Raw genomic sequence first — 19,681 nt, forward strand, 5'->3', positions numbered from 1 at the left:
ACGATTGAAAGCGCTCTTTCCATGTCAATTTCATTTGAATTTTTTTGAATTCTTTCAAAATCGGATGTTAATTTCTTTAGAAATGAAAAAAAACAGCCTGAAATCGGCTGTTTGGGAAATATTGGGGACGGAAATGCGCTATTCTGCCACATTGAGCTTCCTATTCGATTACTTCTTTTGCCGCTGTGCATATACCTTGTTGGCTTCGTCCGTCAATTCTTGGCCTCCGGATTTCAGCCAATTCGCCTTAAAATCGTCGAACCCTTTATCCGTATCCGCTTTACCGATGACGGCTTTAATCAAATAATTGTCCATCAGCGTCTGCAAACTCGCCCAATATTTTGCCTTGGCGGTCAATACGGTCGGGCCAATAACGTCCCTGAGTGGTTCATAACCACTGTCCAGCTTCGCCTTCAGATTCAGCGATTCCCTGGTCGTGTTATATTTCACCATGGAAGTATCAACATACACAAGCGGGTTGTAGAAGCTGCCGGCGCCGGCTTTTGAGGCCTCCGGTGTCAGCCTTGCAACGACAAAGTCGCCGTTCATATCGTAGTTGACGCCCTTCTCACCGTAATTCGTAAGCAGCCAGCCTTCCGGATTTGTTGCCACGTATTCGAGAATTTGCTCAATCCTGGCCCGTTTCGCTGCATCCTTCTCAAGCTGCACACCTAACAATACAGGGGCTTGACGCGCGCCGTAGGAGAAGGCATACGCTTTGCCGGCTGGCCCGATAACCGGCTTTCCTGCAATAACGTGTTGGCCCTTTTCCAATGCGGATTTCGTAATATATCCGGATTCGACGTCAAAGTTGCGCCAACCCATGTTATCGACCATGCCGATCTTTTGGTTGGCGAATTTATCATTGAGCTGACCGTTATCCGCCGTGATGAACTCCGGATCGATAAGTCCGGCTTCGAACCACTTGTTCAGGAGCTTGAGCGCCGAGCGAGTTTCTTCCGTGATACCGCCATATACGACTTTGCCGTCGGCACCTAGCATGAACTGATACGGCGATACGCCGTAAGCCGAGAATACGGAAGTGAACATTTGGAACGGGAGCTTGCCTCGGCCCGACATGCCGTACGTATCCTTCTTGCCGTTGCCGTCCGGATCGTTGTTGAGGAATTTGGTGAGCACATCCTCCAGCTCCGCGAGCGTCTTCGGAGGCTCGGTATAGCCGATCTTCTTCAGCCATGCTTCATTGTAACCGGGGATCATACCTGAATTGCCGGTAGGCCATACTTTAGGAATCCCCCAGTTATTTCCATTATAGTAACCGACATTCCATGAGCCGGCGTCAATCGATTCCAGCGCCTTCGTATACTTCGGCATATTGTTTCTGATTTCATCTGGGGAAATACTGGCAATGATGCCCTGATCCGCCCATGCGGCCATATCGGTTTCATCTGCATCGATCGGGAAAATGTCGGGAATTTGTCCGGAAGCAAGCAGGACGTTGAACTTATCCTTCCATCCCTGGCGGTCAAGTTTGACGTTTTTGATTTTAACGTCGAATTTTTGCTCCAGCTGCTTCTGCACATAGTTGCCGTCAGCTTCAGGAGGACTGAAGTTGTTCGCCCACGTAATCTCGATCGGTTTGTCGCCGGCCTCGGGCTTCGCCGTTTCTACGAATGCCTTCGGTGTAGTCTTGCTATCGCTTTCTTTGCCGCAACCGGCCGCGACGAGAGACATCGACAAGACGATGCTCATCAGACCAAGCAAAGTCTGCTTTCTTTGGTTCATTGTTTTGTCCTCCCCTTTTAATTTCTTTATTTAGAAATGGAAGAAACAGCCGTTAAAAGGCTGTTTAAGGAAAAAACCCGCTAGTTGGTCGCACTCGCCGTTGGTTTCGTTTGTCTGAACTGAACCGGAGTAATGCCAAAACGTGCTTTGAATTTAACATGAAAATATTGCAAGTTACGATATCCGACAAGTGAAGCGATTTCCGTAACGGACAACTTATCGTCCTCCCGCAGCAAGCAAGCGGCTTTTTCGAGTCTGATTCGGGTCACGTATTCGGTAAACGATTCGTTCATCACTTCGCCGAACAAGGTGGAAATGTAGGCAGGAGCGAGCGAAGCAACTTCGGAAAGAACGTTGAGCGAAAGCTCTTCGTGCAAATGCTCATCGATATAGGCTTTCAGCTTGAAAATGACTTCCGCTTGCTTATGCTTGACTGAATCCCGCACATGGACCCCAATCCGTTCGGAAAGTCTGCGAATTGATGCCATCGTGTCCGCCAGCGTATCTTTCTTCAGTTCGTCAAACAGATTGGAAGGAGGAACGATTTGCTGCAGCCCCAGCTCAATGATCGTTTCGTACAGTGCGGAAACGAGCTGAAGAAGCGCGAGTTCCACCGATTCAAGCTGCATATTCCGTTCCATCAGAATCGCAGCGAATTCATCGATAAATAGATTAGCGCCCTCTACATCCCCGGCCTTAAGCGTATTCTGAAATGTAGCCAGAGGAATTAGTGGCGGCTTCGGATCAAAAGCGGAAATTTTCGAATGAAGAATGATTGCTTCAGGACCGTACATAAAGCGATATCGATACGCTTGATGAGCAACTCGATAGGAAAGAGGAATTTTTTCGGGCGATACGACCGAAGTACCGATACCCGCTCCGAATCGAAGCTCTCCCCGTACTTCGTCCTTGATTTTGTCCAATTCCGCTGCTACCATCTCATCATCCATCTCGGTACGTGAATCCAGGAAGTAAATGATGGCCACTTCCTGCGAATTCAAGCAAACAACCTCGTATGGCACGGTGCGATCGAATTGCTCGTATCGCATCTTAAGCTTCTCGCTATCGCCTTCGATGAGTTGGGCATGTACCACCTGATAACGGCATTCCTGTTGCAGACCATCCACATGTACTAGACCGAGACTGGCGCCCAACACCAGGTTTTTCATCTCATTCTTTTTGGCCTGAGATTCCAAACTCACGATTTTTTGTCCCATGAAGTTGAGCGCACTGCCTATAATCATATATTCATTCGCATGGCCGGGGTTCAGACCCGGTTGATACAGGTTGCGAACATGTTGGATCAGCTTTTTCATCGGGAGATAGAAACGTTTGGAAATCAGGTAGGAAACCGCAAGCCCGAACACGAGCACAAGACAGCAGGCTACGAAAATTTTGGTTTTCATTCGTTTTGAATCCAGCACGAATGAATTCATCGGCCGAACCATCGCATAAGTCCAACCAAGTTCCGACTTCGAGCCGGCGAGATGCGATAATACGATGGTACCGCGCACACTGTCGCTGATCTTTGAGACGGTCTTGCCGGATCCGACGGCTTGCTGAAGCAGCCCGACTTCTTCCGGATTCTCCCCGGCTGTTTGCAGGAGTACATTCCCGTTCGCATCGAATATATAGAACCTCTCGAATGAGGAGGTAATGATTTTAGCTACAGCCTGCTTCAGGTACTCCAGATCGACGTCAACATATAGGTATCCTTTCGGCGAAGAGCTGCCAATCCCATATGGGAGCTTAACGACATACGTCATCACTTGTTTTCCGTCCGGCAATGTGCGGATCATCCACCGGTTCGGAGCAATTTGCGAAAGTTGCCCTATAAAACCGAAGTCCTTGGAGTTTTCAGGATTTTCAATGAAAAGATCGCTGTTTACAACATAATTTCCTTTATGAAAATACACGGTTATATTGGAAGCGCCTTCAGATGTTTTCCTAAAACTGTCAAGATCTTGTTGCAAGGATAAAATTAGATCAAGGTTTCCTACCCATTCATTATCCAGCAAATAATTTAAATTAGAGTTGTTCCGAGTGAAAATGGTGGGTATGACCTTATTTTGTAGATTGTCTTCGTATTTTTGCAGCAAGCTCCGTTCCACATAATCCTTTGCCGTAACGAGACGGCTTTGGCTATCCCTGGCGATTTCGTTCACCATCATCTGATTGGCCTGCGTGTACAGGTAGCCCCCCGCAAGTCCGAGCAGCACGATAGCTAATGCCGTATGCGATAAGATGAGGCGGTTAAAAAAGGTATCTCTATAAAAAGACAAGAATTTCATGAGTATCCTCCCGCACAATCCTTGATACCGTACAACTTCTGAATGTTTCTCTTCCATTGCCCTCGGGTAAAACCAATATACCAATCTTTTGCTTGATTTGCCATAGGTTCGTAGATTGCAAGTGTCGGAAATCAATGAACAAACAACTATACAAATAATAAGCGTTCACCATAGAGTGAACGCCTAATTACTTAAAAACTTTATTCTTCAAAATTTTGTTTGTTACTTCAAGACTTTATTTGTTTGCTCAAATTGATTTCGAGAATTAAGCGTTGTGGGCTTATTCCATAATTTGAAGATCTGCAATGGAAAATAAAACTGCTGATCCGCTGATGGTTACCCTGTCACCGACTAATCCACAATACAATGTTCCACCACGCTTGGAAAGCTGCCTCGCCACCATTTCGTTCTTACCTAGGCGTTTTGCCCAGAAAGGGATAAAATTACAATCCGCCTTCAATTGCTCCTAATAACACGTTCTTCCCCTCGCAACTTTAGTCGTTTTTCTTTGTTTTTCTTGCCCTACTATCTGATATTTAGTTCGTACCGCCAACCGGCGACTTTCACTGATGAATCATGTGATCCTCTCGATACTGACCTGGGCTAATGCCGACATGCTTTTTGAATACATGACCGAAATACCTTTGGTTATCGTATCCAACAGATTTTGATATTCTGGAAATTTTGAGACTGCTTTCCCTCAGCAGTTGTTTCGACTTTTGGATTCGCAAGGAAGTGATGTACTCCAAGATTGTCTGTCCGGTCGATTTGGAATATAAGTTGCTAATATAAGAGGCACTGAGGTCAACGTGCTCCGCCAATTGATCCAACTGAATATTCTCACAGTAGTGTGTCTCGAGATAAGTTTTAATCTCTTGAACCAATTTTTCTTTTAGGGTAGTTTTAGTCACATTCAGAAAGAACTGGACACTCTTCAACAATTCGTGACATTCCTTTTTCAACGACAACCAGCTTGATGCTTGCAGCATATTATCGAGCACCGTTGACCGGTCTCCAATTACTTTCTCGATTTTCACGCCATAATCTTCCTCAATCTTATTAAGCATCCAGTTTGTCCACTGTACAGCCGTCTTCTTTATGATGAAGGGAGTGATCAAACCACTCGATCCCTTATCCGTCCACAAATCGAGCATTTCCTCAAATTTTCGGGAGTAAGGGATTATTACCTCGAGCCACTCCGATGCAAATTGATCGGAAACGTAAGAGAGTTCTAGCCACCTTTTGCCATCAACCACAGCAATATTGAAAAATAGCCCCATTTGGCATGCCCCATCCGCAGCTAAAAAAGATTTGTGAGCATCCATAATATCCCCGACTATAGTGCCGGTCCCGAACACCAATGACAAGCAATCCGGAGTAATGCCATACGAGAATCTGGATGCTGCAAGCTTAAGGATTTCCCTCAAATGGTTTGGATCATCTAATGAAACCATACAAAATAAGATGATCTTTTGCTTTTCATAAAGGAGTTCAACCGTTATTCCTTTTGTGGAGAAAAAATCCAATATGGAATCTGTAATACCATCGGCTTTCAAACGTTCTAGCCAATGCGTTGTCGCACTGCTTATTACAATTGCGGAATACTGGGTATATTGCTCAAACGGCTTATGGTCGAACGAAGGATCCTTCCCGTGAACAACAAGATCAGTAAGTACGGCCCGATCCAATGCCTCAGCAATCCGACGTTCTGGACGAATTACGTTTTTTTCAAATTTCCGTTCTAAACGATCAATGGCTCTCTTAACTGTATTAGCGACCTCATCCAATTCCACCGGCTTAATGAGATAATCAACGGCCTCTAATTCAATCGCTTCCTTGGCGTATTCAAACTCTGAATATCCACTCTCGATTATGAACTCCGCCTTGATTCCATGTTTCTTAACCGCACGGATTAACTCAAGTCCGTTTAGACCTGGCATCCGTATATCCGTTAAAACGATATCCGGCTCCGTTTGGATAATCTGGTTCAGGGCTTGTTTACCATTGTACGCTGTTCCCACAATCTGAACTCCGTAATCGTTCCAGTTGATCATGGTTGATAATGTTTCCACAACCAACTGTTCATCATCCACTATGAAAAGTCTATACATGTTGTACTCCCACCTTCACTTCGTGAGTCATTTCATAATGCCGATTACAAGTTTGACTTTGGTACCGACGCCCGGTGAACTGTCTACGTAGATTCCGTATTCCTGACCATAATGCAGCTGAATTCTTTCCTGGATATTTTTTAATGCATATCCCCTTGGTCGAGCTATCGTTGGATCAAAACCCACGCCATCATCCTCAACTTCAAACAGCAGTTCGCTCTCATTCATTCGGCCCCGAATGAATATACTCCCCTTGTCTTCTTTCAATTCGATTCCATGATAAATAGCGTTCTCCACCAGTGGTTGAATTAGCAGCTTAAGCATACTTACCTTTTCAATTCCCGGTTCCAAATCAATCTCGACATCGAATTTCCCGTAATAGCGGATATTCTGAATCTCCAAATAATTTTTTACTTGTTCAATTTCATTGCCGACTGTGGTAATATACTCGCCGTTGTTCAAACTGAGCTTGAAAATGTTGGATAGTGACATAACCATTTTCGAAATGTTCTTGGCCCCGATCTTCTCCGCCATCATATAGACGGAATTCAGCGTATTATATAGAAAATGAGGATTAATGTGACTTTGCAAGGCTATCAGTTCCGCTTCTTTTTCTTTCAGTTTCGCTTCCATTAGCTTATCCGTCAACTCCGAATTATTCCGGAAAATCCGGATAAACTGGTTGCCGATTCTGCCGATTTCATCTTTTTCTTTAAAGTGGATGCCTTCGATTTCTTCCCGCCTTGCCGCTTTCCACGCCACAGATGTGAGGAGAGTCAATTGCTTGGTAATTCTATCAGAAATTAAGAACGCGCCTCCTGCTGCCAGCAGGAAAGCCACCAGCGTCAATCCGATCGTCAGGTTTCGAATGAATGCGATTTCGGAGTTGATGCTGTTATATGGAATCATACTGACCACTTTCCACTTGGTGCTTGCGTTCGTATCGAACGTAATCACGTATTGTTCTCCGTCTATCGTTTGGATTTGGGTCCCTTTGTCAGGCAAAGCAGAAATCGCCTTTAAGTCCTGTTCATTCAGCGGGTTTTGCGTCCCGGTCTGCGCGTTGTAATAAATCACTCTTCCTTGCTCAAGAATCAGTAGGTTCCCGTTTGCCGGTTTATTGATATCGCGAAACATATCATCAAATACTCTGCGGTCGATGGAGATGATCATCAAGCCAATCGGTTCCAGCGTGTCGAGGTTGTTGAGCCTTTTCCCATAGAGAAGCAGGTCCGGCGTTTTGAGAATGTGAAACTCGTCGCTATTCAGCCATATGCCTCGGCCTTGTATATCATCGACTTGACTGTACCACTGGGAATGAGTGACCGCCCCGTAAATGTTGTCGTTCGTTAGGGCGTCCCACTGATTAGTTACGATTAATTCCCGCTGCGGGCTACCGACATACAGGTACCTGATATACGATTTATTATTAGTCATGTTGATGGCAAAATCCCGGGTCACGGTCTGCAGACGATAAATTTCCTTTGAATTGTCTTTGTTATACGTCAGGAAAGACTGAACATCCCGTGAAGACAGCATCAGCTTGGAGATGCCTTCAACATCGTTAACGAACGTCTGAATGTTCCAGTTGATCGAACTGAGCAGATTAGTGGTTGTGTCCGAGAATTTGTGCTCAATGGCCTTACTTAGATATATAAATGTGAATGAAGCGATTAAAACGAGCGGCACCAACGAACTGATAATGCATAAGATGATAATTTTGCTTCGAATGCTGATCGCAAGGAATGGCTTAGTCCATTTCATAATGTCTCCTTCTCGGCAGTAGATGGGTGATAGCTTCATCACTTATTATAACTCCAACCGTGAAGGCACGGGATGTCAACCTTTGGTAGCTCCTGCCGTCATCCCAGAAATTACACTCTTGTTAAAGACGAAATACACGAGCAACGTCGGAACCGTGGTTAGACTGATCGCCGCGAACGTTGCGCCCCAATCCGTCAATCCGTACTGCCCAATGAAGTCCATCAGTCCGACGGGGATAGTCCGGAATTTTAAATTGTGGATAAACGTATTGGCGAAAATGAACTCGTTCCAAATAAAGATCAGATTCATGATGGCGACCGTCACGATCGTATTTCTGGACAATGGAAAGATAATTCGCAAAAACACCTGATATATCCCGCATCCGTCCATGACAGCTGCTTCAATGATCTCATTGGAGATGTACTTATAAAAGCTAACAAACAAATATACGGAAATCGGCAGCGCGAATCCAACCTGAGGCAGGATTAAGGAAAGCAGCGTATTCATGAGTCCAGTCTTGTTATAAATCATAAACAGCGGGATCAAAACCACCTGAATCGGAATCATGATGCCACACAGAAAAAAGAAAAGCAATCCGTTACTCCACTTGAATCGCATCTTTTCAAGCACGAATGCCGCCATCGCGCTAAGCACGATAATGAGCACGATCGACGAAATGGCCACAATGAGGCTGTTCATAAAGTACGTACCGAGGTTTCCTTTGTTCCAAACGTTCAAGTAGTTCTGAAGTGTGAACTGGCTTGGCAAACTAAGCGGATTATTGCTGGAAAATTCTCGCGGGTCCTTAAAGCTGGATATAAAGATCCAGAAAAGTGGGTATATTTGGATAATCAACAAGGCTAAGGAAACGAGCACCAAGATAGCCCTAGACTTTTGGGAAAGTTTCATCTACTTTGTCTCCTTACGATTTTTCGTCCATCATTTTGCGGATAAAAGCGACTGCGATCAAACTTTCAATTACGATAAACACTGCCATCGCGCTCCCGTACCCATAGTCTAAGCTGGAGAATGCCGTTTTGTACATGTAGGTAGGAAGAAGCTCTGTCACTCGTCCAGGTCCCCCGTTCGTCAATAGGAACGGAATGTCAAAGCCTTTGAGCGCACCTGTTGTCGCCATTATGATCGATACCATCAATACAGGCTTGATCATCGGGAATTTGATGCGAAAGAATAAGCTCCACTTGGAAGCCCCATCAATGCGCGCCGCCTCTTCAATATCCGAAGGGATCGAAATCAGGGCCGTGTACAAGATAATCATATACAGTCCGATAAATCTCCAGCCTTCCTGTACCGACACGGCGACGAGCGCCAATTTCAAATCTGCCAGCCACGGCCGATTCCACGCTTCCAAGCCGATCTTTTGAAGGACATAATTCAGCAAGCCGATCGGTTCGAACGAGAACACGTTTTGGAACAACTGGGAGATCGCGACGGATGTAATAATAGCAGGTGTGAAATAAAGTGTCTTGAACAGCTCTCTACCCTTACGAATGTTGGTCAACAGCATCGCAACGAGCAGTCCAAGGCAAACTTGCATAAATACGATAATAACGACGTACACCATGTTGTTCTCAAAAGCTTTCCAAAACGTTTTGTCGCGAGTCAGCATTCTGACGTAATTATCCAATCCAATATACTTCATTGGAGCGACGCCATCCCATGAGAAGAAGCTATAATAAATGGACCATAGGATGGGGGCCATTACGGTAAACAAATACACAACAAGCGTTGGAAGTAAGAAGACAAGTATGGCTTTCCGATCTCGAAGTATTTTTTCCATGCCCTCACTCATTCCTTATCGAAAATCTTGAATGGAGCCAACCGGGAGATCTCGGTTGGCCAATTGCTATTTGAAATATTTCGGTGCGTTTTCTTTAATGGCATCGTCCATCTCACGAGCAAAATCCTTCGGATCGATAGCACCCATGCCCAAGGCATTCAGTTCATTGCCCAGCGTTTCGTTCGTCGCAGGGTCGAGTCTAGTATCCCACGGTACAGCGAATACAGTACCCGATTTCGAGATTTCGTCCTGGATATTGTAGAAGATATCCGGCATACCGTCCATTTTGGCCAGCGAATACTTAAATGGGGAGAATTGTCCTTTCTTCGTATAGGCCTCTGGATATTTATCTAGCAAATACTTCACGAATCCCTTCATATTATCGTCGAAGGTATTCTTGTTGAAAGCGAGACCGATACCCGAGTTAATGAAATAATCGTTCGAAGCTGTTTTAGCGCTATCCATAGTCGGCATCAGGAAGTACCCGATATTGTCTTTCATCTCCGGGCTAATTTTGTCATTGGCGAAATTCATCGTTTCCCAGGAACCCATGTAGTAGATTCCCGTTTTGCCTGCCAGGAACAAGTCCCGTGCCGCCGTGTAATCCGTCGTAGAGAATCCTTGTTGGAAGTATCCCTTCGAACCTAGATCATGGACAAAGTTAATCGCTTCCATTCCGGCAGGATCTTTGAACGACGCTTTTCCTTGTTTTACATTCTCGATGAAATCGTTGCCCGTCATGCGGAATGGTTTGAAGGCCAAGTATCGCAGAACCGGCCATTTATCCTTTCCGTCGACTGCAATCGGTGTAATCTTGTTGCTCTTGATCGTGTCTGCAACTTTCATGAATTCGTCGAATGTTTTCGGCGGCGTGATACCGAGGTTCTTGAACATTTTGATGTTGTACCAGAATACCTCAATACCGAATTCCAGCGGAAGCGTGTACATGCTTCCGTCCGCAAATTGCTGGTATTGAAGCGCAATTGGGCGGAAATCATTATATTTGTCTAGTTCCTGAAGCATCTGTTTCGTGTCGACGAGCTTGCCTTGCTTGGTCAACTGCGCTGCGTAAGCATCGGAATCCGTGTCGAACATATCCGGCATTTCGTTGCTCGCGATCAGTGTATGAAGCTTCTGTAAGTAAGACGGTCGATCGCCAGTCCCTTCAAGAACGAGTTGGAATTCTGGATGCGTCTTCGAGTATTCATCTGCGATCTCTTTAACAGTAACGGCCGGAGCACTGTCTACACCTCGACCCACGAACCATTTGTACGTTTTCTTCGTGGCATTGCCAGCGGTAGCGGCCGGACTTGCTTTTCCCGTGTCCGCGTTCTGTTTTGCACTGCATGCACTAAGTAGAGGAATTGAGATCACAACCGAAAGGGCAAGCACAGACCATTTAGTAAAGCGTTTCATTGGATAACCCCCTTATGAATTTGGAACTGATAGTTCTACTTGTTCAAATATGGCGCGTCCTTCCTGGACGAAGAATCCCCAGTCGCCTTCTTTCATGTTGTAAATCCTCGTGGTCATCGCTACTTGATTGTTCAAATAAACAACGCATACGGAATTTTCGACGATAACCTTGATTTCATACGCGATGCCGGCTTGTAAATCGATAGGTATTTCCAGCTCTACCGCATACGGCTTATCTCCCGCAATGTGCCATTGAGCTTCTCCCTTAATTCTTCTTGGCCAGAAGTCGAATACGAGCCGGTTATGCATCGGTTCGATGCGAATGTAATAGCACTCGTCCATATTTGAGTTTGCTCTTAGCATAACGCCACAGCCGCGTGTCTGGTCTGTGAACGTCACATTCGCCTTGATTTTGCAAGTGGCAGGCATCGCCCCTGCCGAAATGGAAGCGAATGTTTCATCAGCTTCCACGAATGCGGAAACGTCTATTGTATGCCAATTTCCAATCCGCGCTTGATATAGGATAGGTTGCTGGCTACCAAAATGTCGATCCAAGGCCTCCGGGGTGTGGACTGTCAACGTCCCGTCGGTCTGCTGGGCCACCTCATGTACAACTAGATTGCCGGCCCATTGCCAATCGCCAAAATCATTTTCATGTTCCTTGCTTGGGACCCAACCGAACGCGTACCGTTTTTCTCCATCGCCCCACGTTTTGGCAGCATAGAATGCGCGCCCGTCGAACGCATCATGTTTCGGCGCCGTCCAAGGACCACTAAGGGATTTGCTCATCCGGTAATGAGTGACAAAACGTTCAGAGAACGTGGAGTACACCAGGTACCACCATTCGCCTATTCGGAACAAATCTGGACATTCGTGGGTCACATACAGCTTTGGATCCCAGAAAGGCTCGCGAATTTCCCATGACTTCAGATCCTTCGACGAGCAAAGTGCAATGCAGCCTCTTCGTCTCGCGAGTCCTTCTTTAAGTCTGGCAGCAAGCAGCATCCAGTATTCCCCTGCTTCTTCGTTCCAAATCACATGTGGGTCCCTCCAATCATGCCGCTCATACCGAACCCCATCTGAATAGAACGTGTCCTCAGGAAGTTTCGTCCATGTCTCCATATCCTTGCTGACAGCATGCATAACACACTCGAGCGGTATGCCATCCTCGCAAAAATTCGGATAAAGATTTTTGCCAGTATAGAAGAGATGATATTCGCCATTCGCTTCAATGATAGAGCCTGTATAGCAATTCATATCCTGCTCTTCATTACTGCCGTGCTTCAACTTTTCCCCCATCTCTTCATATGTAACGAAATCGTTAGAGCGAAGCTCGAACCAGGAAGTGCCTTCTCCGTACATTTGCTTGTTCTCTCTCCAATCATGAAGATAGAACAGTCTGAACGTCCCGTCCTTGTAGAAGGGAATTAAATCTCCTACCCAAGCTTTATCGGGTTTATAAAATCTGTTTGACATGTAGCGACTCCTTTCGGTTGTTGTAATTCTATTATAGAACGACTTAGAAAGCGCTTTAAATTCAAACATTTTTTTTATATGTTCAATATTTTTAGATTTGAACTCTACAGGTCCGAAGTCGTGTTTATTTAGCATGTTGAGAGAGGATTTCTCGTTGTTGTAACAAAGTACCTAATGCCAGAATGAAGCTATTTTTTCATTTCTTCATCATAATTGATGGCCTATCGATGTCTCGCAACGGTGTGACTTATCTAGCTTCCATACGACTAAACCACTCTCTCTTCCTCAATGTAACGTTGATTTTCTACTTCAGAACTTGTTTGTCACCCAACACTGGGCTACTTCATTTCAAGCGTCCGGGAGCTCCTGACAAGATAAGAAAAGACAGAGAAGTGGGCTAAAGCCACCATGTCGGAGCTCGTCCTTCACGGAGCGAAGCTGCTTCTTGCCAATCCGATGCTGTCTGTACAGAAGATTTCCTCGGTTCTTGGCTACAGGGATAACGCCCATTTCAGCCGACAATTCAAACGGTGGTCGGGGATCTCTCCAAGCGAGTATAGAAAGCTATGTTCCATATACGAATAGAGGTGCCAACAACACTGACTGTTCCGGAAATAGAACAAGCACTGCCTTTTGTATGAAAAAGGACAGTGCATGTGCGGAATTTATGCTTTTTTTATACAGTCTTGCTTCCTTTTGTGCTATGACTTACCATGTGTCGGACACGTAATCCGACATTAGTGAGGATAAGAATACGGCTGGACCGACAGGTACAGTAAAGATTGAGCTGCAAACTTTAGAATGTTTAAAATGCTTACACGCCCGAGTAAGCCATAAATCCGCCATCCACAGGGATGGTGGCACCGGTAACGAAGCCAGACAAATTGGCGTCCGTCAACCATAGAAGCGTGCCAAGCAGATCCTCGGGCTTGCCGAAGCGGCGCATCGGCGTATGGTTTATGATCTTGTGTGAGCGTTCGGTTAGCGAACCGTCTTCTTTGAGCAGCAGCCTCTCATTCTGCTTCGTCAAGAAGAAGCCGGGCGCAATGGCGTTGACGCGGATGCCGCTTTCGGCCAAGTGCACGGCCAGCCACTGCGTGAAGTTGTCGATCGCTGCCTTCGCGGCACTGTAAGCCGGAACCTTCGTCATCGGCGAAGGGGCGCTCATTGATGAAATGTTGATGACGGTAACATCTGATCTGCCGATCATCTGTCTCGTGAAGATCTGCGTCGGAATGAGGGTTCCAACGAAATTCAGGTCAAGTACATTACGGAAGCCTGTCACGCTAAGATCATAAAACGTTTGGATGTCCGGGTTGGCTAAGTCTTCCAATTTAAACGTTTCATTCGTCGTGTTTGCGCTGGCATGGTTGCCGCCTGCGCCATTTATCAGGATGTCGCACGGGCCAAACTGCTCCATAACCGCTTCGGCAGCTAGCGTTACACTATCTGCGTCGGTCACATCGCAAGATAACGCAATGGCTTCGCCGCCAGCGGCTGTGATCTCGGTCACGACTTCTAGGCCCTTGTCCAGCGAGCGATTCAGAATCGCAACACGCCCGCCTTGACGCGCCAGTTCCAGAGCCATGACCCGGCATAGCACGCCGGCCCCTCCTGTAATAACGATGATTTTTCCTTGTAACGATGGAAAATAAGTGATATCGATCATGTCTAGTTGACCATCCTTTCTGCTTTTTCGCTTCTGCGGTTAGCGTCCCATAATCCCCACAAATACATGATGCCCAGTGCCCGATCGTAAAGGCCGTACCCGGGTCTGCACTGCTCATCCCAGATATGTCTACCGTGATCCGGGCGGCAATAACCATCGTAATCATTTGCGTGCAGCGCGTTTACAATGCCGGCAATATCCACAGTCCCGTCCGTCGAACGATGGGAAGTTTCAATAAAATCGCCATTCTCATAGACACGAACATTGCGAATATGCGCAAACGGAATACGGTCGGCAAACTCATGAACGATTCCTATAATATCATTGGACGGGTTCGCTCCGAGCGATCCGCTACACATTGTAAGACCATTATAGGGACTGTCAAATAGCCCTAGAAAACGACGAATATTCGCTTGACTGGTAATGATGCGCGGCAATCCGAAGATAGGCCAAGGCGGATCATCTGGATGGATAGCCATACGGATGTCATGTTCAGCAGCGAATGGAATGATTTCATCCAGAAAGTACTTAGCATTCACCCAAAGATGCTCTTCCGTCACTTCTTGGTAGGCTTCGAACAATTCTGTTAAACGAGCCAGCCGCTCCGGCTCCCAGCCCGGCATCGTGAACTTTGGATTAGCGTTAATCCTCTCCACCTGCTCGAACAGATTGAGATTAGCGACTTTACTTTTCTCATAAAATAGCGCTGTTGATCCATCTTCCAACGCTTTGTGCAGATCGGTTCGTATCCAGTCAAACACGGGCATGAAATTATAGCAAATCACCTTAACACCGACCTTTGCCAGTTTAACGATAGTCTTCTTATAATTAGCGATGTAGGTGTCACGGCTCGGAAGCCCAAGTTTGATATCTTCATGAATGTTGACGCTTTCAACAACTTTCATATGAAGACCGGCCTGGTCGGCAGCAGCCTTGACCTTCATGATTTTATCCATCGGCCACTCTTCACCGGCCGGAGCATCATGCAGAGCCCAAACAATGCCCTCCACACCGGGAATTTGTCTAATTTGATCCAATGTCACTGTATCGTTGCCCTCGCCAAACCAGCGAAAAACCATTTTCATCGAACACTTCCGCCTCCTATCAGCTATTTATTGCAACTTTTGATTTCCTAATCGGCTTCATTTAAAATAAGCCGGAAATTTCTCCTTAAGTATGGCTTGATCAGCAATCGTGAGGTGCAGATGAGTGTTCATCAATTGCTCAGCCTTTCCGACCTGATGAAGTTCGATCGCTTCCACCATCTGTTGATGATGATCATACAGCTCATCCCAACGGTGATCTGCTGCCAGTCTGAGCATACGGGTGCGATTGAGATGAACATTGATTTGCTGGATCACAGCCCATGTATTCAGCTTCCTACAGCCTACAAATATCGTCCGATGAAACGCTTCGTCAAGCTCGAACATCATTTTGAAGTCCTGCTCACGCATACTAATTTGCTGCTGCGCCAGATTGGACAGAAGCATCTGGAAAGACTCTGCTGGGAAGTTAGCGCAAGCTAGGCTGATGACGGCTCGTTCCAACTGTTCCCGGATGAAACGAGCCTCTTCCACTAGCTGCAAGTCGATGAGTGACACGACCGTGCCGCGCTGGGGATAGATATCCAGTAGACCTTCCTGTGATAATTGAACGAAACTTTCGCGTACCGGGGTCCGGCTCACATTAAATTTAACTGATATTTCTTTCTCGGAGATAACAGTGCCCGGCAGCAGATCGAGTTGAAGTATTTGCTCTTTTAGCTCATGATAGACTGCATCACGGGAAGTACTTATATGTGGTTTTATATACAATGTTGTGATTCACCTCCCTGATTTATCTTATACCCTTCATACTACCATACTTGTATGGTAGTATGAAGGGTATTTCTTGTATTGTTTGATGATCCTTACTCTCTGAAGAGAATCCTAAGTAAATCAAATGCTTTAATCTCTTCTCCCCCCGCCCATTGACATTTCATCTCCCACGTAATAAAATATTTTTACGTAACACATACTTTGTATTGGAGGCTATCCACTCCATGCTAAAAGATATTCAAGACAGCTATTACATCGAGTCTCCAGAGCAAGCTACCGTCTTGTTGAACCCTATTCGCGGGGAGATCATTGCTCAGCTGCTGGAACCTGGCTCTGCTGCTGAAGTGGCTCGAACACTCGGGGAAACGGCCCAACGCATTAACTATCACCTCAAAGCTTTGGAAAAAGCTGGCTTGGTTCAACGCGTTGGCACTCGTCAGGTGCGCAATCTGGTCGAAGTATTGTACAGAGCGATAGCCAAAACATTCGTATTGGCCGAATCGTTAAGTATGAAGCCTGAAACCTTGCAGAGGTTGAAGGACCAGAGCTCTTTGGCTCACCTTGTGACCACATCCGAGCGGATTCGTAGAGATGCGATGCTGCTTATGGAGCAATCCGATGTGGGCGAAGTGATTCCTAGTGCTACGCTTCAGCTGCAGGTCCATCTGTCTGATGAACAGCAAAGGCAAACATTCGTTGAGGAGTACGCTGCCATGGTGCAGCAATTGGTTGATCGATACTCGGGCTGCAAAGACGGAAATGATGCTTATCAAGTCTTTTTAGCCGTATATCCCAAACCGAAAGAATGAGGAGGCAAACGCCATGAATCATGAACAACAAACAAGTAAACCGCAGAATGACGCAGTACCTGCAACACCTGTTATTGCTTGGGAGCAAGCCGTTGATCGTACTCCTGAAACCTCAGGAAGCAACGTGATCTCGATCGACTCTTATCGTCGTCAAGGCACCTCGCCTTATGAATCAGAAGCTACCTTCACCGTTCGTGAATTTCAAACCACCCCTGGCGAAGAACCGATCCGTTTAATCATGGTATCCTCTGGTTTTGGTCAAAAACGTACTGTCCACAGTCATACCGTCCAAAGCAAAGCTTCTTAAATATAATACTTAAAAATGAAAGGATGATTCCTATGAGTTTCATACCTATGGTAGTCGAACAATCTTCGCGCGGCGAGCGCTCTTACGACATTTATTCCAGATTGCTCAAAGATCGCATTGTGTTCCTTGGCACGGAGGTTAACGATCAAGTGGCGAATGCGATTGTTGCCCAATTGTTGTTCCTTTCCGCGGAAGATCCGGAGAAGGATATTTCTCTCTACATCAACTCACCCGGCGGTTCAACATCTGCAGGACTCGCGATTTTCGATACGATGCATTTCATTAAACCTGACGTTTCCACCATCTGCGTAGGTATGGCCGCATCCATGGGTGCCATTCTCTTAACGGCAGGTGCACCTGGCAAAAGGTTCGCTCTCCCTAATGCCGAGGTCATGATTCACCAACCATGGGGAGGCGCGCAAGGCCAAGCCAGCGATATTCATATTCGTGCCCAGCACATTCTCAAAACACGGCGAACACTCAATCGTATACTTGCTGATACAACTAAGCAGCCGATCGAGAAGATTGAACTAGATACAGACCGTGATTATTTCCTAACCGCTGAAGATGCGAAAACGTATGGGTTGATTGATAAGGTAATTGAGAAAATCTAATCGTTCATTTTATAAATCAAGATTGAAAAACCCTAGCCACTGGCTAGGGTTTTTCAATTGAGTCCCTTAAGGGAATGTACGTCTCCTATCAACCCTTAACCTTTTACCGCGGAACCCGTAATCCCTTGAATGATATATTTTTGTCCAATAAGAAATACAAGCAGCATGGGAACAATGCCAGCAGATGTTGCCGCCATCATCCCGTTATAGTCAATATTGAATTCTAGAATGAAATTCTGCATGCCCAATGGGACTGTATACAGATCACGGTCAAGCAGGAAAACGAGGGCATTCTCATAGTCATTCCAGTTCCAGGAGAAATCAATAATCGCTAAGGTAGCCAATGCCGGTTTGGCCAGTGGCAGCATGAGCTGAAAGAAAATACGGAAGTGACCAGCCCCGTCTACAAAGGCCGATTCAGTAATCTCCTGCGGGATCGACATGAAAAATTGTCTCATCAGAAATACCCCGAAAATGGTAAACAAGCCAGGAAGAATAAGTGCCCAGTGCGTATTATAAATCCCTATTTTATCAAACAAAATAAATTTCGGAACAAATAACACTTGGGGTGGAACCATCATCATCGACAAGTAAAACATGAAGAGCAGGTTTCTTCCCTTAAACTCAATTCGCGAAAATCCATAAGCCGCTAAGGAGGATAAGAATGTAGCTCCAATCATGCAAATCAGCGCTATTTTCAACGAATTCATATAATAAATAAGAAAGCTTTCCTTGCCTGTCCACACTTTAAGATGATGTTCAAACGTCACCTTTTGGGGTATCCACTGGATCGGGTACTGGAACACTTCATTGGGTGTTTTAAAAGATGTACTTATCATCCAAAGAAACGGCAAAATCATGAAAAGACCCAGTACCAGCATGGCAATCGTATATAGTAATTTTGTTGATTTTATCTCCATAATGTCTCAACTCCGGTTTTTACTTAATAGTGAACCCATCGCTTCTGGCCAACCCATTGAATCATCGTAATCAAGAAGATGATAGCGAATAAGACCCATGAGATGGCTGAAGCATAGCCCATTTCATAGTAACGAAACGCATTGTGGTAAATAAACAAGGATAAAATCGTTGTACTGCCTCCAGGTCCGCCTTGCGTAACAGCTTCAATCATACCAAACGTCTTCATTGACGTAATTAAGCCCGTAATCATTAATAAGAACGTGGAGGGACTCACTAGCGGGAAGATGATTTTCCAAACTGTCGTCCATGAGCTTGCTCCATCGATTTTTGCGGCTTCCAGTTGTTCTTGCGGTATTTCTTGAAAAGCCGCCAAATAAATGATCATATTATAACCAAGAAGAAACCAGATCCAAATAATGTCTATGGCATACATCGAAGAGGTCGTCGTAGACATCCATCCTGGCGGATTATCAATGCCAATGGAACGGAGAAAACTGTTAATAGGTCCCTGCGACGGCTGAAACAGAAGCATCCATACAAAAGCTACAGCTACACCGCTCGTAATGTACGGCATGAAAAACATAGCCCTTAGCAGACTCTTTACATACACATTGCGATTCAATACAAGAGCTACAAGAAAGGCCAATCCGATTGAAACAGGGACAGCGGCAAGAAATAAGGCTGTTTTCTTCAATGAAACATAGAATACGGGGTCATGAAATAATCTATTGAAATTATCGAGGCCGATCCATTCGATATCTGGCGATGTGTATTTATAATTCGTGAACATAATCCCCAGCGAGAATATGGCAGGGATTACAAAGAATAAGATGACGCCTAGCATATTAGGTAAAATGAACAAGTACCCTAATCTACGTTGTTTTTTTGCCCAGTTCATTCCATAAATCACTCCTTTTTTGAACAAAAAAGGGAGGTGCC

Annotated in this window: 16 protein-coding genes and 2 pseudogenes; 4 read left to right on the top strand and 14 right to left on the bottom strand. The window is 45.6% G+C overall.

Annotation, left to right across the window (positions count from 1 at the left end):
* Window positions 1–168 precede the first annotated feature (168 nt).
* From ASD40_RS35335 to ASD40_RS35370, 9 genes and pseudogenes are all read right to left on the bottom strand, one after another.
* Window positions 169–1,746 carry an extracellular solute-binding protein gene (locus ASD40_RS35335; protein ID WP_057307812.1) on the bottom strand — a complete coding sequence of 526 codons (1,578 nt, stop codon included), beginning with the start codon at window positions 1,744–1,746 and terminating at the stop codon, window positions 169–171.
* An 80-nt stretch (window positions 1,747–1,826) separates the two neighbouring features.
* The gene (locus ASD40_RS35340) at window positions 1,827–4,037 is read right to left on the bottom strand and encodes an AraC family transcriptional regulator (protein WP_057307813.1); all 2,211 of its coding nucleotides are present in this window, start codon (window positions 4,035–4,037) and stop codon (window positions 1,827–1,829) included.
* Window positions 4,038–4,317: 280 nt separating this feature from the next.
* Window positions 4,318–4,491: pseudogene (locus ASD40_RS38995) on the bottom strand (PhzF family phenazine biosynthesis protein); the annotation flags it as partial.
* Between the two features lie 109 nt (window positions 4,492–4,600).
* On the bottom strand, window positions 4,601–6,148 hold the full coding sequence (locus ASD40_RS35345) for a response regulator transcription factor (RefSeq protein WP_057307814.1): 1,548 nt from the start codon (window positions 6,146–6,148) through the stop codon (window positions 4,601–4,603).
* Window positions 6,149–6,175: 27 nt separating this feature from the next.
* Window positions 6,176–7,912, bottom strand: coding sequence for a sensor histidine kinase (locus ASD40_RS35350; protein WP_057307815.1), 1,737 nt, complete (start codon window positions 7,910–7,912; stop codon window positions 6,176–6,178).
* A gap of 75 nt (window positions 7,913–7,987) precedes the next feature.
* Window positions 7,988–8,821 carry a carbohydrate ABC transporter permease gene (locus ASD40_RS35355; RefSeq protein WP_057307816.1) on the bottom strand — a complete coding sequence of 278 codons (834 nt, stop codon included), beginning with the start codon at window positions 8,819–8,821 and terminating at the stop codon, window positions 7,988–7,990.
* Window positions 8,822–8,834: 13 nt separating this feature from the next.
* Window positions 8,835–9,713: a carbohydrate ABC transporter permease gene (locus tag ASD40_RS35360; RefSeq protein ID WP_200957506.1), complete on the bottom strand. Its 879-nt coding sequence runs from the start codon at window positions 9,711–9,713 to the stop codon at window positions 8,835–8,837.
* Between the two features lie 66 nt (window positions 9,714–9,779).
* Window positions 9,780–11,129 (bottom strand): ABC transporter substrate-binding protein, encoded by a 1,350-nt coding sequence (locus ASD40_RS35365; RefSeq protein WP_057307817.1) that lies wholly within the window; start codon window positions 11,127–11,129, stop codon window positions 9,780–9,782.
* A 12-nt stretch (window positions 11,130–11,141) separates the two neighbouring features.
* A complete protein-coding gene (locus ASD40_RS35370) occupies window positions 11,142–12,605 on the bottom strand; it encodes a glycoside hydrolase family 32 protein (RefSeq protein WP_057307818.1) in 1,464 nt (487 codons plus the stop codon).
* Window positions 12,606–13,013: 408 nt separating this feature from the next.
* On the opposite strand from ASD40_RS35370, the pseudogene ASD40_RS36905 reads away from it, so the two are divergent.
* Window positions 13,014–13,190 (top strand): annotated as a pseudogene (locus tag ASD40_RS36905) (helix-turn-helix domain-containing protein); the annotation flags it as partial.
* A 229-nt stretch (window positions 13,191–13,419) separates the two neighbouring features.
* On the opposite strand, the gene ASD40_RS35375 reads toward ASD40_RS36905, so the two are convergent.
* The 3 genes from ASD40_RS35375 to ASD40_RS35385 are packed head-to-tail and all read right to left on the bottom strand — an operon-like array spanning window position 13,420 to window position 16,088.
* The gene (locus ASD40_RS35375; RefSeq protein WP_057307819.1) at window positions 13,420–14,274 is read right to left on the bottom strand and encodes an SDR family oxidoreductase; all 855 of its coding nucleotides are present in this window, start codon (window positions 14,272–14,274) and stop codon (window positions 13,420–13,422) included.
* A gap of 2 nt (window positions 14,275–14,276) precedes the next feature.
* Window positions 14,277–15,359, bottom strand: a complete 1,083-nt coding sequence (uxuA, locus tag ASD40_RS35380) for a mannonate dehydratase (protein WP_057307820.1) — start codon at window positions 15,357–15,359, stop codon at window positions 14,277–14,279.
* Window positions 15,360–15,416: 57 nt separating this feature from the next.
* Complete coding sequence (locus ASD40_RS35385) at window positions 15,417–16,088, bottom strand: GntR family transcriptional regulator (RefSeq protein ID WP_235549507.1); 672 nt, start codon at window positions 16,086–16,088, stop codon at window positions 15,417–15,419.
* A gap of 227 nt (window positions 16,089–16,315) precedes the next feature.
* On the opposite strand from ASD40_RS35385, the gene ASD40_RS35390 reads away from it, so the two are divergent.
* Genes ASD40_RS35390 through clpP form a run of 3 tightly spaced genes read left to right on the top strand, consistent with a single transcriptional unit; the run spans window position 16,316 to window position 17,821 of the window.
* Window positions 16,316–16,900, top strand: coding sequence for an ArsR/SmtB family transcription factor (locus tag ASD40_RS35390; RefSeq protein ID WP_057307822.1), 585 nt, complete (start codon window positions 16,316–16,318; stop codon window positions 16,898–16,900).
* A gap of 13 nt (window positions 16,901–16,913) precedes the next feature.
* The gene (locus tag ASD40_RS35395; protein ID WP_057307823.1) at window positions 16,914–17,207 is read left to right on the top strand and encodes a hypothetical protein; all 294 of its coding nucleotides are present in this window, start codon (window positions 16,914–16,916) and stop codon (window positions 17,205–17,207) included.
* A gap of 32 nt (window positions 17,208–17,239) precedes the next feature.
* Entirely contained in the window at window positions 17,240–17,821 is a 582-nt protein-coding gene (gene clpP / locus ASD40_RS35400) for an ATP-dependent Clp endopeptidase proteolytic subunit ClpP (RefSeq protein ID WP_057307824.1), read from the top strand.
* 95 nt (window positions 17,822–17,916) lie between these two features.
* Here the strand turns inward: clpP and ASD40_RS35405 are convergent, their stop codons facing one another.
* A complete protein-coding gene (locus tag ASD40_RS35405; protein WP_057307825.1) occupies window positions 17,917–18,741 on the bottom strand; it encodes a carbohydrate ABC transporter permease in 825 nt (274 codons plus the stop codon).
* 23 nt (window positions 18,742–18,764) lie between these two features.
* A complete protein-coding gene (locus ASD40_RS35410) occupies window positions 18,765–19,640 on the bottom strand; it encodes a carbohydrate ABC transporter permease (protein WP_057307826.1) in 876 nt (291 codons plus the stop codon).
* Between the last annotated feature and the right edge of the window lie 41 nt (window positions 19,641–19,681).

The organism is Paenibacillus sp. Root444D2, from assembly GCF_001426375.1.
GTDB lineage: Bacteria > Bacillota > Bacilli > Paenibacillales > NBRC-103111 > Paenibacillus_E.

Excerpts from the sequence above, each read along its gene's own strand:
- ASD40_RS35335 (WP_057307812.1), bottom strand. The coding sequence starts at position 1,746 with ATGAACCAAAGAAAGCAGACTTTGCTTGGTCTGATGAGCATCGTCTTG.
- ASD40_RS35340 (WP_057307813.1), bottom strand. The coding sequence starts at position 4,037 with ATGAAATTCTTGTCTTTTTATAGAGATACCTTTTTTAACCGCCTCATC.
- ASD40_RS35345 (WP_057307814.1), bottom strand. The coding sequence starts at position 6,148 with ATGTATAGACTTTTCATAGTGGATGATGAACAGTTGGTTGTGGAAACA.
- ASD40_RS35350 (WP_057307815.1), bottom strand. The coding sequence starts at position 7,912 with ATGAAATGGACTAAGCCATTCCTTGCGATCAGCATTCGAAGCAAAATT.
- ASD40_RS35355 (WP_057307816.1), bottom strand. The coding sequence starts at position 8,821 with ATGAAACTTTCCCAAAAGTCTAGGGCTATCTTGGTGCTCGTTTCCTTA.
- ASD40_RS35360 (WP_200957506.1), bottom strand. The coding sequence starts at position 9,713 with ATGGAAAAAATACTTCGAGATCGGAAAGCCATACTTGTCTTCTTACTT.
- ASD40_RS35365 (WP_057307817.1), bottom strand. The coding sequence starts at position 11,129 with ATGAAACGCTTTACTAAATGGTCTGTGCTTGCCCTTTCGGTTGTGATC.
- ASD40_RS35370 (WP_057307818.1), bottom strand. The coding sequence starts at position 12,605 with ATGTCAAACAGATTTTATAAACCCGATAAAGCTTGGGTAGGAGATTTA.
- ASD40_RS35375 (WP_057307819.1), bottom strand. The coding sequence starts at position 14,274 with ATGATCGATATCACTTATTTTCCATCGTTACAAGGAAAAATCATCGTT.
- uxuA (WP_057307820.1), bottom strand. The coding sequence starts at position 15,359 with ATGAAAATGGTTTTTCGCTGGTTTGGCGAGGGCAACGATACAGTGACA.
- ASD40_RS35390 (WP_057307822.1), top strand. The coding sequence starts at position 16,316 with ATGCTAAAAGATATTCAAGACAGCTATTACATCGAGTCTCCAGAGCAA.
- ASD40_RS35395 (WP_057307823.1), top strand. The coding sequence starts at position 16,914 with ATGAATCATGAACAACAAACAAGTAAACCGCAGAATGACGCAGTACCT.
- clpP (WP_057307824.1), top strand. The coding sequence starts at position 17,240 with ATGAGTTTCATACCTATGGTAGTCGAACAATCTTCGCGCGGCGAGCGC.
- ASD40_RS35405 (WP_057307825.1), bottom strand. The coding sequence starts at position 18,741 with ATGGAGATAAAATCAACAAAATTACTATATACGATTGCCATGCTGGTA.
- ASD40_RS35410 (WP_057307826.1), bottom strand. The coding sequence starts at position 19,640 with ATGAACTGGGCAAAAAAACAACGTAGATTAGGGTACTTGTTCATTTTA.